The organism is Moraxella sp. CTOTU48717, from assembly GCF_032057165.1.
GTDB classification, from domain to species: domain Bacteria; phylum Pseudomonadota; class Gammaproteobacteria; order Pseudomonadales; family Moraxellaceae; genus Faucicola; species Faucicola tetraodonis.
On the sequence record NZ_DAMBBC010000009.1, the window covers coordinates 100,519 to 117,769 of the forward strand.

Below are 17,251 nucleotides of genomic sequence, written 5' to 3' on the forward strand. Positions count from 1 at the left end.
ACAATGTCACGAAACGTAAATTAAACGGTACTTTATACCATATTTCCCAATTTTGGGGCAAGGCAAAATTGCCAAAAATCGTCAAATGACTGGCTCAAAGCGCAGGGTTATCGTGAACAAAACGTTATCAGTTTAGGCAATCGGTTGTAGCGGTAAAGCTACAGCGCGTTGCACGGCAGGACGGTCATGCAGGTTTTTTGCCCAGCGTTGTAGATGGGTGTAGTCTTGCACTTGTAAAAACTCGCCAGCGTTATACAATTTGCCCAGTGCCAACTGACCATACCATGCCCAAATCGCGATATCCGCGATACTGTAGTCATTACCTACCATAAACGTGTGAGTCGCTAAATGTTGATCGAGTAAATCTAATTGGCGTTTGGTTTCCATGGTAAAGCGATTGATAGCATATTCAAACTTCTCTGGGGCATACGCATAAAAATGCCCAAAGCCGCCACCGACATATGGCGCAGCGCCCATTTGCCAAAACAACCATGACAAACATTCGGCACGTTTGGCGGTGTCTGCTGGGATAAACTGCCCAAACTTTTCGGCAAGGTATAGCAATATAGCGCCTGATTCAAACAGTTTAATCGGTGGATTAACACTGTTATCCACTAGTGCAGGGATTTTAGAATTGAGATTGATGTCAACAAAATCTGAGCCAAATTGATCGCCATTCATGATGTCGATTTTGTAGGCGTCATACTGTGCGCCTTCAATACCGAGCTCTGCCAACTCTTCAAGTAACATATTGATTTTGATACCGTTTGGGGTGTTAAGGCTGTAAAGCTGCAAAGGATTTTTACCAATCGGTAAATGTTGCTCGTGGGTCGCTCCTGCGGTAGGGCGGTTGGTACTGGCAAATTTGCCACCGTTTTGGCTATCATTTGTCCAAATTTTGGGGGGCTGGTAATGATTATCCATGATGTTTCCTTATTGATTATGAGTATTTTAAAGCTATAAGCATGATTTAAAGCTTCGTTGGTTGATAAGATGTTAGATGTGATTATGGACACGACTATAAATGCGATTATAGAGACGATTATACACAATGTGCTTTAGGCTTTATGATACCGAATGTTTGGCTAAAGTAAATGGCGCTTTGATTAAGCTTGATTAAACGCATGCCTTATATAGCCGCATAAAAAATAACCGCATAAAAAACGCCGAATAAGTCATTCGGCGTTTTTTTAGGTGTAGTTTTAATTAGGCAAGTCGCTCAGCCAACCAATTTGGTAGCGCTTCTAATACGGTTGGCAATCCTGCCACATCAGTTGCGCCGCCTTGGGCAAAGTCGGGTTTACCACCGCCTTTACCGCCAAGCTGCTCGCTTAAGTGTTTGATGATATCGCCCGCTTTGATTTTACTGGTTAAGTCTTTGCCGACACTGGCAGTCAAGGCAATTTTATCGTCAGCTACGCCAGCGAGCACCACGATGCCATCATGCAATTTGGACTTCATGTCATCGGCAATCGTGCGTAATGCTTTACCATCCATGCCTGGTAAACTTGCAATCAGCACTTTTTGTCCATTGATATCTTGCACGTTGTTGATTAAGTCTTTGGCTTGGCTGCTGGCCAATTTTTGCTGCAAACGCTCAAGCTGTTTTTCTAGGTCGCGTGTTTTGTCGGTCATTTGATTGACACGGTCGGCGATTTCGTCGCGCTTCGCTTTGAGCTGACTGGCAAGTTGATTGAGCTGCTTTTCACCTTGCTGCACATATTTGACTGCGCCCATGCCTGTCACTGCTTCGATACGGCGAATGCCTGCCGCGATACCTTGCTCACTGACGATTTTGAATAAGCCGATATCACCCGTGCGCTGTACATGCAGACCACCACATAGCTCGATGGAGAAAGGCTTGCCGTCTTTATCTACCGTACCCATCGACAATACGCGAACCGTGTCACCATATTTTTCACCAAACAGTGCCATCGCGCCTTTGTCTTGCGCTTGCGTCATGCTGAGCATTTCTACAGTGGCAGGTTGGTTGGCAAGGATTTGTTGGTTGACAATGTTTTCAATGGTGATGATGTCTTGCTCAGTCAAGGCTTTGTCATACGAGAAGTCAAAACGCAACACCTCACTATTGACCAATGACCCTTTTTGGGTGACGCCTGTGCCAAGATGCTCACGAAGGGCGGCGTGCAGTAGGTGAGTGGCGGAGTGGTTTTTGGCACTCATGGCGCGTACTTGGCTTGCGACGCGTGCTTCGCTTGACTGACCCTGGCGGATACTGCCCATTTTGACTACGCCATGATGGATGATGGCTTGACCAGATTTTTTGGTGTCTTGGACTTCAAATACGCCGGTCTCGGTTTGGATATCACCTAATTCACCGGCTTGACCACCGCCTTCAGCATAAAAAGGCGTTGCCGATAATACGATGACGCCTTCATCGCCCTCCTGCAATTGCTCAGCCGATTTGCCCTCAAGGTATAAATGGGTGATAGTGCTGCTGTGCTCTGCTTTGTCATACCCCAAAAATTCAGTGGCACTGTCAACTTGAATCAATTGGTTATAATCAACGCCAAATTTACCTGCTTCACGGGCGCGGGCGCGTTGCTGCGCCATGCCTTGTTCAAAACCGGCTTCATCAATGCTGATGTCGCGTTCGCGCACGATGTCGGCTGTCAAATCGGCAGGGAAACCGTAAGTGTCATACAGTTTAAACACGGTTGCACCCGACAACGTATCGCCAGATTTTAAGCTATCTAATTCTTGGGATAGTAGTTTGAGACCTTGCGATAAGGTTTTGGCAAATTGCTCTTCTTCTTTTAAGATGGCTTGCTCAATGTTGGCTTGTTGTTCCCGAAGCTGTGGGTAGGCATCGCCCATGATTTGAGCCAGTGGCGCGACGAGCTTATAAAAGAAGTTGTCATTAGCGCCTAATTTGTTGCCATGACGAACCGCGCGGCGGATGATACGACGCAGCACATAACCACGGCCTTCATTGCTTGGCAATACGCCGTCTGCAATTAAAAAGGAAACGGAGCGGATATGGTCGGCAAGCACTTTGAGTGATGGCTCAGACTGTAAATCGATATCGTTTGGCAAGCCAATCACTTGCGCCGCGTGCTGCATGAGATGGGTAAATATATCGATTTCATAGTTGCTATGCACGCCTTGCATGATGGCACTAATACGCTCAAGCCCCATTCCCGTATCGACACTTGGCGCAGGCAGTTTTTCAAGTGTACCGTCTTTTTGGCGGTTAAACTGCATAAAGACGTTGTTCCAAATCTCGACAAAACGGTCGCCGTCTTCTTCAGGTGTACCTGGCAGACCGCCCCAAATATGCTCGCCGTGGTCATAAAATACTTCGGTACAAGGACCACAAGGACCTGTGTCACCCATTGCCCAAAAGTTATCCGATTGGTATTGACCGCCTTTATTATCCCCAATACGGATGATACGCTCGGCAGGCAAGCCTACCACATTATGCCAAATATCAAAGGCTTCATCATCGGTGTGATATACCGTCACGTAAAGTTTATCTTTGGGTAATCCAAGCCACTCATCAGATGTCAAAAACTCCCAACAAAATGGAATGGCTTGTTGTTTAAAATAATCACCAAACGAGAAATTACCGAGCATCTCAAAAAACGTATGGTGACGCGCGGTATAGCCGACATTGTCAAGGTCATTGTGTTTACCGCCTGCGCGTACACATTTTTGCGATGATACTGCACGTTTATAATCGCGTTTGTCTATCCCTAAGAACACATCTTTAAATTGGTTCATACCGGCATTGGTGAATAGCAGGGTAGGGTCATTGTGTGGGACTAGGCTCGATGATGCCACTGGGGTATGACCATTTTCGGCAAAATAATTGATAAAAGCTTGACGTATATCGGCTGAAGAAAACGGACGGCTCACAGCGGCTCCTTAAGAGTTTTCAAAATTAAATTTGGCATATATTATCAAAAAAATGTAAACATTGTATTTTAGCAGAATTCATTCGATGTGAATAATGCTTTTATAAATAGCACCTTTTAACAATCCCAATTTTTATAAAACGCACCTTTTAAAAACCGTACATGGCATCTAAAACCGTGGGCGTCAAGTATGGGATTTGCAACGTTTTTCATGGCGTTAAAAAAAAGACCGATAAGTAGCATCGATCTTTTTTGATAATTCTTTTTTGCCAATTTTTTATAGCAATGTAGTTTGGAGTAAAAAATTACCGCTCTACTTGACTGACATCACGTACCGCACCTGTATCCGCGCTAGTAGTCATCGCTGCATACGCCCGCAAGGCGGCTGACACTTGGCGCTCACGATTGACAGGTTTCCAAGCTTGGTTGCCACGGTTCACCATCGCTTCTCGGCGTTTTTCCAGTTCGGCAAAATCAACCGCCAAATGAATCGAGCGATTAGGGATATCAATCTCGATGGTGTCGCCTTCATTGACCAAACCGATGGTACCGCCTTCAGCGGCTTCTGGGCTGACGTGACCGATGGATAAACCTGACGTACCCCCTGAAAAACGACCATCGGTGAGTAGCGCACAGGCTTTACCCAGACCTTTTGATTTTAGGTAAGAGGTCGGATACAACATTTCTTGCATACCCGGACCGCCTTTTGGACCTTCATAGCGAATTACCACGATGTCACCTGCGACAATTTGGTCTGCTAAAATCGCTGCAACGGCATCGTCTTGGCTCTCAAAAACACGGGCACGACCGGTAAATTTTAGGATGCTGTCATCCACGCCCGCTGTTTTGACGACACAGCCACGTTCAGCAATATTACCAAACAATACCGCCAAACCACCGTCTTGCGAGTAGGCAAATTCTTTGCTACGGATACAGCCAGATTCGCGGTTGACATCAAGATTGGACCACGCATTGTTTTGGCTAAAGGCTTGCGTGGTGCGTACCCCACCTGGGGCTGCAATATAACGCTCACGTGCCTCGGTATTATCAGGATTCATGATATCCCATTGGCTAAGCGCTGCTTTGAGTGACGCACTATGAACGGTGGGAACATCGGTTTGCAGTAGGTTTGCGCGATCAAGCTCGGCTAAAATTGCCATCACACCCCCAGCACGGTGCACGTCTTCCATATGATATTTTTGTGTTGCCGGAGCAACTTTCGATAGACAAGGCACACGGCGGCTTAGACGGTCAATATCCGCCATTTTAAAATCTACTTGGGCTTCATGGGCAGCGGCAAGCAAATGTAGAATTGTGTTGGTTGAGCCGCCCATGGCGATATCAAGGCTCATGGCGTTTTCAAATGCCGCTTTGGTCGCAATTGAGCGTGGCAATACGCTGGCGTTATCTTGCTCATAATAACGTTTGGCAAGTGTTACGATACGACGACCTGCTTCTAAGAATAAATCTTTACGTTTGGCGTGAGTGGCAAGTAACGAGCCATTACCAGGCAGGGATAAGCCTAAGGCTTCGGTCAAACAGTTCATCGAGTTGGCAGTGAACATGCCTGAGCATGAGCCACAAGTTGGGCAAGCAGAGCGCTCAGTTTGTGCCACATCTTCGTCACTAATCAAGTCATCTGCCGCATCAATCATGGCGTCGACTAGGTCAAGTTTGCGAATTTTTTCACCCAATTCATTCATCACGGTTTCATGGGTGGTATGCCCATCGCCCAACGTGGATGCCAATACTTTGCCCGCTTCCATTGGACCGCCCGACACAAAAATCGTTGGGATATTGAGGCGCATCGCTGCCATCAGCATACCAGGGGTGATTTTGTCACAGTTTGAGATACAAACTAGCGCATCGGCGCAGTGGGCATTGACCATATACTCCACGCTATCGGCAATTAAATCACGGCTTGGCAAGCTATAGAGCATACCCAAGTGACCCATGGCGATACCATCATCCACCGCAATGGTGTTAAATTCTTTGGCAACACCACCTGCCGCTTCAATCTCGCGGGCAACCAACTGACCCAAGTCTTTTAGGTGTACGTGCCCGGGTACAAACTGGGTAAACGAGTTGGCAATCGCGATAATCGGTTTGTTAAAGTCCTCATCTGTCATACCCGTTGCACGCCAAAGTGCGCGTGCACCCGCCATATTGCGGCCAGACGTGGAGGTTTTTGAGCGATATTGTGGCATGGTTGTTCCTTATTTCTAACAGTCAATACAAGTGATAAATTTAGCACTTAGTGTACTCTGTCTCGACCAAAAGGGCTAGTCATGGCTCATGATAGATAGTTATAATTGGTTTTAAAGAATGGCATATTAGCCACCCTTATCATTGCTATATCACAGCTATCATTTAACCCTATCTATCAACCGTATCTGATAAAAACTCATCAAAAGGATTTTATTTTGACCAATCCCACCTTAAGCATTACTGATGTCATCCGACAAAGTCTGGCATTTTTAAGTAAAGATAGCCTAAGCAAACATGATTTGAACAAACACGATTCAAGCGAAGATAAAAATGCCGCAGCAGCAAATCAACCCTTCACTGGATTGATTATTGGTAATGACACGCAGTCGGTTTTTAGCCAAATTCAAGCCATTGATGAAGCTATTGATCAAGCCGTGAGTTGGGAAGCGTTTGATTATCAAGAGTTTATCGCGCATCGGTTTGCCAAACGCTATGACTTGGCAGTGATAATTTTATCAAACGATAGCGCTATCGATACCCAAATTATTCAGCGCTGTCGCGACTTGTTTGCCAAGCATTGTTTGGTGGTGCAAAATTTATCCGAGCCGGCAACAGGCGTGGATATGGTGAGCTTTGGCTTTAGCCGATTACATGAGCAGCCGATTGTGGAAAATGACCAAGATCACCATGCAACCAGCTACCAAGTATGGCAATTTAATCTGTTTGACTATAAACATTTGCCAGATTGGTTTAATAGCAAGTTTTGGGCAAACCCTGAATTATGGAATAAATTTCGTTGGTAGCGGTTGTAGACACAACTTTAGACAGTTTGTTTTTTTATCACTTATCTTATAAAAGGTGATTTCTTCAGCTATTCGTTTAATCCAAAAATTAAACTACTTTGAGAATTTCGAGGAAAAGTTGGCTAAATTTACAGTAATACTGTTTACAAAAAGCGCGAGATTGATTTACTCTATCGAAAAGTAACAAACAAAATAGGTAAACGCGTTAAATAATAATTTTTGAGGAAAGACTATGAAATTAACGATACTAAAAGTAGTAAGCGCTGCTGCGATGATGGCAACCATCGCCTTAACAGGGTGTTCTGCCAAACGTACTGGCACGTCTGAAGTGGTGGTTGCGCCGATGGGCGTTCCCGGTGGTGTAGGCTACTATAACGGTGGCGCTGTGGTAACAAACTCGACGTCAGTCATCACTGCCGCGGGTGCTAACCCAAATACCGTGTATTTCGGCTTTGATAGCAGTGAAATCGACGCTCAAGGTCAAGCCGTGTTAAATCAACAAGCGCAATTCTTACAAGCCAACCCAAGTGCCCGTGTCGCTATTGCGGGTCACACCGATGAGCGTGGTAGCCGTGAATACAATCTGGCATTGGGTGAGCGCCGTGCCCAAGCTGTACAAGCCTACTTAGCTACGTCAGGGGTATCAGCTTCACGTATGGAAGCCATCAGCTACGGTGAAGACCAACCTGCCGATCCCGGTCATGACGAATCAGCATGGGCAAAAAACCGCCGTGCAGAAATTTCTTACTAAGTATTATCTACTAAGTATTTGTTACTAAGCATTTCTTAGTGAGTAAAAGACAAAAAAACCTGTTGATTCAACAGGTTTTTTTGTGGTTAAAATCGGTTTATTTGACCAGTTGAACGGTACCATTGGCAGTGACCGTAATGGTGCTATCGCCCGCTTGGAAGTTTTGGTCAGCGACTTTGGCACTGCTGGCTTCTAGCATCATTACACTGCCATACGCGCGCGGTGCACGATAATCGCCCCCTTGACTAAAATCCAACGAGACTAATTGATAGCCTTTTGCGCCCCACACAGGTAGCAGCGTTTGCGCTTGGCGCTGGAAGTTTTTGGAAGCTTCCATCATCAATTCTTGCTCAGTGGCTTTGCGCGCGGCATCAGACACGCTAAAGTCTAATCCATCAACCGTCATAAAACTTTGCAATTCGGCAATCAATTTGCTAGCGGCGACTGTGTCAGTGCTTTTTAAATTCAAGCTTGCACTCCCCGTCCAACCAATGATTTTTTGGTTTTTATCATATTGTGGATAGGTGGTTTGATTGCCCGTACTCACTTGCACTTGTGGGTATTTTTTGGCAATAGCTACCGCTTGGTTCAACGTGGTAGCGATTTGATTAGCCACCTCACTGCTTGATTTGTTTTGCACAGTTTTGCTAAGGGTAGCATTGATTTGGTCATTGCTGACTTTTTTACTCGCCGAGGCAGCAAAGTTAAGCAAGCCGTAGTTTAAAGTATTGGTCATTAATGAGTTCGCAGGGGATGGGTTCACAGGGTAGGTGGCGGCTGAAACACTGGTAAAAGGTAATAGCGTCGCCATAGCAAGCAAGCTGGCTGCAATACCTTTGGTCATTGTATGATTGGCATGCGTTTTATGATTGGGATGATTGTTAGTTGCGGCGCTTAAATGTGTCATAGTGTTTCCTATTGTTTTTTTCCTAGTTTTTTCTAGTACTTCTTTATATGGGTTGGCATGAATCTGTTGCTGATTAAAATACTGTATTAGCTTATTCAATATGTTGCTGAATGGGCATTATAAAATATTTTGTAACATTTGCAGTGGAAGAATTGTAGAAAAAGGGTAAGAAGTTCGACAAAAATTTACCCGAATGTTGCTTGGTGATGGGTTAGCGTGCGTAAAAGTGAAATAAATACAAAAATTTGGTGTATATGATAAAAAGAGTTTGCATTTGGTCGCCAAATTCTCTAGAATACCGCTTCGGTAACCCCATTGGTAGCTTCGCAACTAGCTGCTGTGAACCCCGCCAGGACCGGAAGGTAGCAACGGTAGCAGCCAGCCAGTGTGCCGAAGATGTGCTAGTGGGGTTATCACTTTTTTAAGTAGGTGTTTTTGATGCCTATTTCACTTGGTAAGTTTTTTAATTGCGAAAGAAAACTGACCAATAATGACTCATATACGCTACCTAAACGCTAAGAGCAACGTCAATTTTCCAATTAATCTAGCTTATCCATCTGCCTAATATCAAGCGCGCCATTGTAAGCGCTGATAATCTTCCGATGATAACCTAATATTTAGCATTGTATTTTTTTAAGCATTCTTGTGAATGCCGCGATACGAACTTTTTGATGGTTTTACTGTTTCAAAAGTTTTGATAAGTCTGACAGTAGGTTTTGTCACTATTTTTATAGTGAAAATAAGTCTTACAGACACGATTACAATGCTTTAAAGCGATTAACACGATATTTGTGATTAATGATAGCTGATAATTTTGCCTATTCATTTTGCTTATCCATTTTGAAAGTGCATTCAGCTTGAGGGCTTTTGCTTGTTGCGTGTTTTCAATCAAGGTTACCACCGACACTTTGATTAACTTATTTTTTAAGGACTTACATGACTGATTTTAATTTACCCACAGATTTTGCTGATAACTCAATCGATAATTTTTTTAGCAATAGCAATAGCAATAGCAATAGCAATAGCAATAGCAATAGCCAAGCCAACAGCAATGAGCCTACTGACAATACCCCAGTTAATGATACAGAAGCAACTGCGACAACGGATGTTGTAGCGACTGATATTGTAGCAACGGATGCGCCAACGTCTGATGATGCTAACCCTAGCGAAAATGGGTTTGCCGCATTGGGTCTTTCAGGCTCATTATTAAAAAGTATTGTCGCAACGGGTTATACCACACCAACACCTATCCAAGCGCGCGCGATTCCTGCGGCATTAGCGGGTCGTGATTTGCTATTATCCGCACAAACAGGTAGTGGTAAAACTGCCGCGTTTGTATTACCAATTTTGCATCAACTAAGCGAACTACAAGCCAAAGAAAAAGCGGCAGAAAAAACCGCAAGTGGCAAACGTGGTCGCCAACAGCCAAAAGTCGTACAAGCGTTGATTTTGACACCGACGCGTGAGCTGGCTAACCAAGTACAAGACAGCATCCGCAAATATGGCTCAGCCATGAAAGATTTATACAGTGTGCCACTTGTGGGTGGTGCGGCATACAGTGGTCAAATCCGTGCGCTGAAAAAAGGCGTACAAATCATCGTGGCGACGCCGGGTCGTTTGCTAGATCATATCAATGCGCAGCGTGTGAACCTATCTGATTTGACTATGTTGGTACTTGATGAAGCAGACCGTATGCTAGACATGGGTTTTGCCGATGATATCAATGCGATTTTGGAAGCCACACCCCCGCATCGCCAAACCATCATGTCATCTGCGACATGGGATGGTCCAGTCGGTAAAATCGCTGAAAGCTTTACCAAAGACCCAGAGCGTATCAACATCAAAGTTGAAACCGCACACATCGATGAAAAAGTGTACTTCTGTGACAACTTTGACCACAAAAATAAATTATTAGAGCAGCTGATCTGTGACCCAGAGCGTGGTCAAGCGATTATCTTTACCGCGACCAAACGCAGCAGTGAAGAAGTCGCTGAGCGCCTACAACAATGGGAACACAAAGCCTGTTATCTGCATGGTGACTTGCCACAAAGCAAGCGTAATCGTATTGTCTCAGATTTACGCAGTGGCAAATTTGACATCGTGGTAGCAACAGACGTGGCAGCACGTGGTCTTGATTTACCTAATATTACCCATGTATTTAATTATGATTTACCGCGCCAAGTGGAAGACTATGTGCATCGTATCGGTCGCTCAGGTCGTGCTGGTCGTACTGGTATTGCTATCAACCTATGTAGCCGCGATGACCGTCGTCAATTTGGCAATATTGCCCGTTACCTAAAACGTGATATCAATGAAGCGCAAGTTGAAGGTTTAGAACCGCGTTTTGTGGAAAAATTTGAAGGTCGTGGTAAGCCTAATGGTCGTGATGGTCGCGGTCGTGGTCGCAGCGGCAGTGATAGCCGTGGCGGTCGTGATGACCGTGGCAGTCGCTCACAACGTTTTGCTGGTTCAAGCGATAGACCTTCGAGCGAGCGTCGTTTTGCGGACAAGCCACGTTTTGACAACCAAGAACGCTATGGCAAATCAGCGAGCAACGATAGTTCGGCACGTTTTGAAAAACGCGAGCGTTTTGACAAAGGTCACCAAGGCAACAGCGATAGTCGTTTTGGGCGTGATGATGCGAGTGCGCCGCCTCGTCACCGCGATTCAGATAACCGTCATGGCAACAGTCAGGGCGATTTTCACCGCGCCGCTAAATCATCGGATAAACCAAATTTTGACCGTGATTCACGCCAAGGCAATCGTGAGCCTCGCCAAGGTGAGTATGCAGATCGTCGCCGCGATGATAACCGTAGCTTTAACAAAGATGGCTTTAAAGGCTATCAAGGTGATAAACCACGTTACAACACTGACCGTAACAGCAGTGAGCGTCATGGCGAGCGTCCTAACCGCTTTGAAAAAAATGACCGTTTTGGTGACAAACCTTTTGCCAAAAAAACCGAACGCTCTAGCGAGTTTCGTGGCGATGACCGCGCTCGCAAGCCACGTCCAATCGTAGAAGAAACCTTTGGTCAACCGCTTAAAAAACGTAGCGACAGACCATATCCGGCAAAAGATGGTCAACGTGCTGGTGATTCACGCTCAAATGGGTTTAAATCTGAGGGTTTCAGAAAATCAGACAAATCATTTGCCGGTAAATCATCAAGATCGGAAGGATTTAAGTCATCGTCTGACCGTTATGCTTCATCAAGCAAGCCATCAGCTAAACCGGCTGGTAAACAAGATGGTTGGGATGCGCCAAAACGTAGCCGCCGCAATAGCACAGGCAAACCGCTATAAGTTATAAGCAGTAAAAAAAAGCACCTAATTGGGTGCTTTTTTATTGGCTAGATTATTTTGGCTTGTCATCAGACTGGGCAAATTTTATCCGGCTGTGTAGGTGTTTGGGGCGTTTGGTTATTGGCAGAATTCGCCAACGGATTGATACAGTTGTTGGCATTGCTCAGGGCACAGATTTTCCATATTCAAAAATGCGTGCGGCATATCCGCAAAATGGACGAGTTGGGATGGCGCGCCTGCGTCTTTTAGTACGTCATGATAGCCGATATCTTCATCACGCAGCGGACAATAACCAGCCGTTAGGTGCAGTGTCTTTGGGGCTTGATACGGCGAATGATGTAGTAGGGTGGCCATATCGGTCCAAAACGGTGAGCTCAGCTCACGGTCATCATACGCTGAAAAATAATTGTCAAAATACCAGCGGATTTTGCTAGATTCTAGTAAATAACCCGTGCCATTTTCCTCAATCGAAGGCTGTGACATGGTGTAATCTAGACTGGCATAAATCAAAATTTGATGGGTGATAGCCAAGTCTGTGCTCACACGGTTGGCAAGCCAATCTTGCACCAAGCTGGCAGTAATCGCACCGCCACCGCTATCACCCGCTATGATAAGCTTGCCGTTACAGGCATAACCGACTTGCTGTAGGGTCGCTGTTAAATACGTTAAAATCGAGTGGGCATCATCAATCGCGGCAGGGTAGCGGTTTTCTGGTGCAAGGCGATATTCGGGCGCTACTACCACGCAGCCTGTCGCTTCGGCCAATTTTTTATAGAGTTTATCATACACGGTGACGCTACCTGCCATGCCACCACCGCCATGAAAATACACCATTACCGGCACGTCAGCCGTTGCTTGTTCATTTGGCAGGGGGCAGTTGCTCGGTACAAATAGCCTAAGCGGTACGTTATAACCACGAAAATTGCTTGGCGTCACCAGCACCGTATCGATGATTTTTGCCATATTGGGTGCGTCAGTGACAAATGCGGTTGTCAAATTGGCTAACGCCTCACGTGCGTTGATGGCATTGGGCTGAACGCCTTGCGCTAACAGATACGGCACAATCACTTGATGCAGCTGTGTCAAATACGCTTGCATGGCAGCGGGCATTGGCTGTTTTAAATTCTTTGGCATAATTCAATCCTATTGATTTTAAGGTTAACTTCCACAATGTGCTAAATATTACTGCAATTTCGTCATGGCTGGGTAGTTATGTTTTGAAAAATACGGATGTTTTAGCAAACAGCCATGTGTTAAAAATATGATGCTCTAGGGTGCCAAATTTGGCATTGAAGGGCATTCCAATACCCCTCAATTCACGTGATTGGCTTGAAAATTACAGCTTAAGGTTAAACTTCTTTTAACAATAAATAGCCTGCTTTAGTGCTAGTATAGGCATTTCTTTCACGGGCACTACTTTGTAAAAAGGTCACCTATGACTTCTCAACCACAACATGCCACTGGGCATTTGGATTCTTCCAATCATTCCACTGACACTGATACTAATACTCACGCACTAATATCCAGTAACCTAACTAGCCGCAATCTATCCAATAGCCAACCGCAAAATCAACCGCCTTCTCAACAACTGAATGCCAAACCACCGACAATGCCACCTTCATTGATAGTCAAAATCATGATTGGCATGATTGGCGCGTTTGCATTTTTGCAGGTCTATTCGATTCAAGCGATTTTGCCGATTATGATGCAAGCGTTCTCAGCGACCGAAACGCAAGTGGGCATGACAGTTGGGGCGACAGTGATTGCCATTGCCATCATGTCACCTTTTATGGGGATGTTGTCTGATGCCGTGGGTCGTAAAAATATCATTGTGGCATCCATTGCCTTTATGGCAATACCCACGATGATGATTGGGCTATCTGACTCACTCTCTAGTATCGTTATTTGGCGATTTATGCAAGGGTTGGCGGTACCTGGCATTACAGTGGTGACGATTGCCTATGTCGGGGAAGAGTACGCCGGCAAAGAGATGGCAAAAATGATGTCCTACTATGTCTCAGGTACCGTATTTGGGGGATTTTTAGGGCGCTTTATCTTGGGGCATTTAGAAGAGCTTATCGGCTGGGAAAAAGGCTTTGTGTTCATGGGTGTGTTGACGGTGCTAGGCGCTGGTTTGGTGGCTTGGTTATTACCGCGCTCGCGTCATTTTCATGCCAACCCAAATTTTACATCGGCGCTGCACATGCTAAGTAAACATCTGCGCAACCGTTATGTGGTGACCGCAGGACTGCTTGGCGCGTGTGTATTGTTTTCATTAGTGGGCTGTTTTACCTATGTTAATTTGCACTTGGCAGATACACCCTACAATCTATCGAGTGCTGGGCTTGCTAACATTTTTGCGGTGTATTTGATTGGGGTGGTGGTCACACCGATTGCAAGTAGTTTAATTGCCAAATATGGCGCTGCGCGTATGGTGCGCGTGGCCGTGTTGATTTCGATGATAGGCGTGCTGATGACACTGGCTGCGCCTATCTCTTTGGTGATTGTGGCGCTTGCTGTGATGTCAACGGGGGTATTTATTACCCAATCGGCGACCATTACTTATATCGCGGTGAATGTCAAAGAAGGGCGGTCGCTGGCGTCAGGTTTATATTATATGGCGTATTATATCGGTGGTAGTATCGGGGCGTGGGCGTGTGGTCTGGCATATGCACAAGGCAAATGGCTATATACAGTCTATACACTGCTGGCTGTACAAGTCATCGCCTTACTGATTGCGTTTTTTGGGTTAATTAAAATCCCAATCAAAAGATAATCATTCATCACAACAATAAACCCCAATCAATGGGGCTTATTTTTTTTAACGGTTATTAAGTGAAAGCATTAAAGCAGTCACATATTAAAATTAGGGTGCAAAGCGATCATGGTTGGGATGTTCACCAAATTCTTTACGGTACTTGGCTGAAATTTCATCCCAAACTGGCGCATTGTGTACGCCATTGGCGCGCGCATCATAGATAGGATCTTTGCCTTGTTTGACCTGTGCTTCATAATCGCGCAGTGCGGCAAATGCAGGTTTTTGCAAGAATAAGATACCAATGATGTTGAGCCAAGCCATCAAACCAACGCCCAAGTCACCCAGTGCCCATGCCAAGTCGGCGGTTTTTAAGCAGCTATAAATTACCACAAATAAAATCACTACTTTGAGTACAGGGATTGCCCAATTTAGTTTTACGGTACGAGTGAGATAACGGATATTGGTTTCTGCAATATAGTAGTACGCCATTATGGTAGTGAAGGCAAAGAAGAATAGCGCAACCGCCACAAACACTGCGCCAAAACCTGGCATGATGTTTTCCATCGCAGTTTGCACGTAACCTGGACCTGCGGCAACGCCTCTAACACCTTGATACAAGAAGGCTTCTTTGTTGGCGGGGTCTTGTACATTGTACATACCAGTAATGATTAGCATGAAACCTGTCGCCGAACAAACAAATAGCGTATCAACATACACTGAAAACGCTTGTACTAAGCCTTGTTTGGCTGGGTGTGACACCTCAGCGGCTGCCGATGGGTGAGGACCTGTACCTTGACCTGCTTCATTTGAGTAAACGCCACGTTTCACACCCCATTGGATGGCAAGACCCAACACAGCACCAAACGTCGAATCCATACCAAACGCAGAGCGGAAAATTAACGCTAGCACATCAGGTAATTGACCGATATGCATGATGATAATAACAATCGCCACGATGATATAGGCAAGTGCCATAAAAGGTACAATCAACTCAGCAGAGGAGGCAATACGCTTGACACCACCAAAGATGATAAAGCCAAGTAATGCCGCAATTACCGCGGCTGAAATACTAGGTGCGATACCCAGTGAATTGTTCATCGCTTCAGCAATCGAATTGGCCTGTACACCGGGTAACAATAAACCACAAGCGGCGATTGCCGATATCGCAAATAACACCGCGTACCATTTTTGCCCTAGCGCTTTTTCAAAATAATAGGCTGGACCACCAATAAAAAAGCCTTTATCATCACGTTCTTTATAAATCTGCGCAAGCGTTGACTCAACGAATGCGGTACTTGCACCCAAGAACGCTACCATCCACATCCAGAATAATGCACCAGGACCACCAAACGTAATCGCTGTTGCGACACCGGCAATATTGCCTGTACCCACACGACCTGCGAGTGACATAGCGAGTGCTTGGAATGAAGACACACCCTGATCGGTGCTTTTGCCATCCATCAGCAATCGAATCATGCGACCAAAATGGCGCACTTGTAAAAAACGACCACGAATTGAAAAATATAAACCAACCAATAAACATAGATAGATTAATGCGGGACTCCATACCCAATCATTAATCGCATTGACAAAATCTTGCATTACCTTATCTCCCACTACCGTAGAAAGCTAAAATCCCATAGGATTTTTGACTATTTGCCAACTGTTTAATTTATAGAAACGATAATCTATCACCCAATAAAAGTTTCTATAAACTTGCTGAATTATTACAGTTTCCTTATCTTATAAGAAAAAATTGGTTTTGCAAATGGTAATGATAAAAATTGGCGATAAATAATGCGATAAAAAGTGATTGACTAACCTGTTTTTACCCCAAACATTTCACCGATAAGGTTAGTAGTAACCAACGCGATAACGCCCCAAATGACCACCCGCACAATGGCAGGGAAAATTTTGGCACCCCCCAAATACGCCGATAACCAGCCCAAAAATGCTAATCCTATCAAGGTCACTGTGCCCAAACCGCCGACCAAATATTGTTTTGGTAACAGCCAAATACATAGCACCGGTAGCAGCGCCCCTGTGATAAAGGATAAAGCCGATGCCACGGCTGCCTGTAGTGGATTAGCGGATGCGGTATCGGTAAGTCCAATTTCATCGCGTGCGTGCGCTTCTAGGGCATTGTGAGCAGTGAGTGCTACCGCAACATCATGTGCCATAGCAGGCGTTAAACCGCGCTGAACATAAATATGCGTCAGTTCTTTTAGCTCGCGGTCTGAATTGTGCTCAAGTTCATAGGCTTCTTTTGCCAAGTCGGCTTTTTCGGTATCCGCTTGCGAAGAGACGGAGACATATTCGCCCGCTGCCATACTAATTGCGCCAGCAATCAGCGATGCCACCCCTGTCAACAGCAAGGTGTGACTGTCCACTTGCGCTGCCGCAACCCCCATTAATAGACTAGCGGTGGAAATTAAACCATCGTTGGCGCCGAGCACGGTTGCGCGTAGCCAGTTGTTGCGATTACTAAAATGCGGTTCATGATGTGCTGAATACATGGTCTTGCCCTCAAAAACAAAAAATTGACATAGATTAAAAAAGATAGATGAAAAGGTAAACATAACAAAATTAACTTAGAAACCTTTGCACGAATAAACACACAAAAGTTCATTAAATTGGTATAATACA

10 protein-coding genes, 1 other RNA gene and 1 pseudogene are annotated in these 17,251 nt (G+C 45.2%); 5 read left to right on the top strand and 7 right to left on the bottom strand.

The window, feature by feature from the left end:
- Window positions 1–132: 132 nt before the first annotated feature.
- The 3 genes from yghU to ilvD all read right to left on the bottom strand — a co-directional run bounded on the left by yghU (window position 133) and on the right by ilvD (window position 6,085).
- The gene (yghU, locus tag RT084_RS07130; RefSeq protein WP_312384060.1) at window positions 133–924 is read right to left on the bottom strand and encodes a glutathione-dependent disulfide-bond oxidoreductase; all 792 of its coding nucleotides are present in this window, start codon (window positions 922–924) and stop codon (window positions 133–135) included.
- A 282-nt stretch (window positions 925–1,206) separates the two neighbouring features.
- Window positions 1,207–3,879 carry an alanine--tRNA ligase gene (alaS, locus tag RT084_RS07135; protein WP_313098674.1) on the bottom strand — a complete coding sequence of 891 codons (2,673 nt, stop codon included), beginning with the start codon at window positions 3,877–3,879 and terminating at the stop codon, window positions 1,207–1,209.
- 304 nt (window positions 3,880–4,183) lie between these two features.
- On the bottom strand, window positions 4,184–6,085 hold the full coding sequence (ilvD, locus tag RT084_RS07140) for a dihydroxy-acid dehydratase (protein WP_313098677.1): 1,902 nt from the start codon (window positions 6,083–6,085) through the stop codon (window positions 4,184–4,186).
- A 216-nt stretch (window positions 6,086–6,301) separates the two neighbouring features.
- Between ilvD and RT084_RS07145 the strand changes: the two genes are divergently transcribed.
- Window positions 6,302–6,889 (top strand): DUF6231 family protein, encoded by a 588-nt coding sequence (locus tag RT084_RS07145; RefSeq protein WP_313098681.1) that lies wholly within the window; start codon window positions 6,302–6,304, stop codon window positions 6,887–6,889.
- Window positions 6,890–7,121: 232 nt separating this feature from the next.
- Window positions 7,122–7,640 (top strand): peptidoglycan-associated lipoprotein Pal, encoded by a 519-nt coding sequence (gene pal, locus RT084_RS07150; protein WP_313098684.1) that lies wholly within the window; start codon window positions 7,122–7,124, stop codon window positions 7,638–7,640.
- A gap of 97 nt (window positions 7,641–7,737) precedes the next feature.
- On the opposite strand, the gene RT084_RS07155 is transcribed toward pal, so the two are convergent.
- Window positions 7,738–8,547: an SIMPL domain-containing protein gene (locus RT084_RS07155; protein WP_313098689.1), complete on the bottom strand. Its 810-nt coding sequence runs from the start codon at window positions 8,545–8,547 to the stop codon at window positions 7,738–7,740.
- 313 nt (window positions 8,548–8,860) lie between these two features.
- Here RT084_RS07155 and ffs point away from each other — a divergent pair.
- Both ffs and RT084_RS07165 read left to right on the top strand, forming a co-directional pair.
- Window positions 8,861–8,957, top strand: an RNA gene (gene ffs / locus RT084_RS07160) — signal recognition particle sRNA small type.
- Window positions 8,958–9,669: 712 nt separating this feature from the next.
- A pseudogene (locus tag RT084_RS07165) lies at window positions 9,670–11,130 on the top strand (DEAD/DEAH box helicase); the annotation flags it as partial.
- 834 nt (window positions 11,131–11,964) lie between these two features.
- Here the strand turns inward: RT084_RS07165 and RT084_RS07170 are convergent.
- Entirely contained in the window at window positions 11,965–12,981 is a 1,017-nt protein-coding gene (locus RT084_RS07170) for an alpha/beta hydrolase (RefSeq protein ID WP_313098692.1), read from the bottom strand.
- 475 nt (window positions 12,982–13,456) lie between these two features.
- Between RT084_RS07170 and RT084_RS07175 the strand changes: the two genes are divergently transcribed.
- Complete coding sequence (locus RT084_RS07175; protein WP_312384276.1) at window positions 13,457–14,623, top strand: MFS transporter; 1,167 nt, start codon at window positions 13,457–13,459, stop codon at window positions 14,621–14,623.
- 90 nt (window positions 14,624–14,713) lie between these two features.
- Here the strand turns inward: RT084_RS07175 and RT084_RS07180 are convergent, their stop codons facing one another.
- Together RT084_RS07180 and RT084_RS07185 are read right to left on the bottom strand one after the other, a co-directional pair.
- A complete protein-coding gene (locus RT084_RS07180) occupies window positions 14,714–16,207 on the bottom strand; it encodes an alanine/glycine:cation symporter family protein (protein ID WP_313098696.1) in 1,494 nt (497 codons plus the stop codon).
- A 215-nt stretch (window positions 16,208–16,422) separates the two neighbouring features.
- Entirely contained in the window at window positions 16,423–17,121 is a 699-nt protein-coding gene (locus tag RT084_RS07185; RefSeq protein ID WP_050325135.1) for a VIT1/CCC1 transporter family protein, read from the bottom strand.
- Window positions 17,122–17,251: the final 130 nt, after the last annotated feature.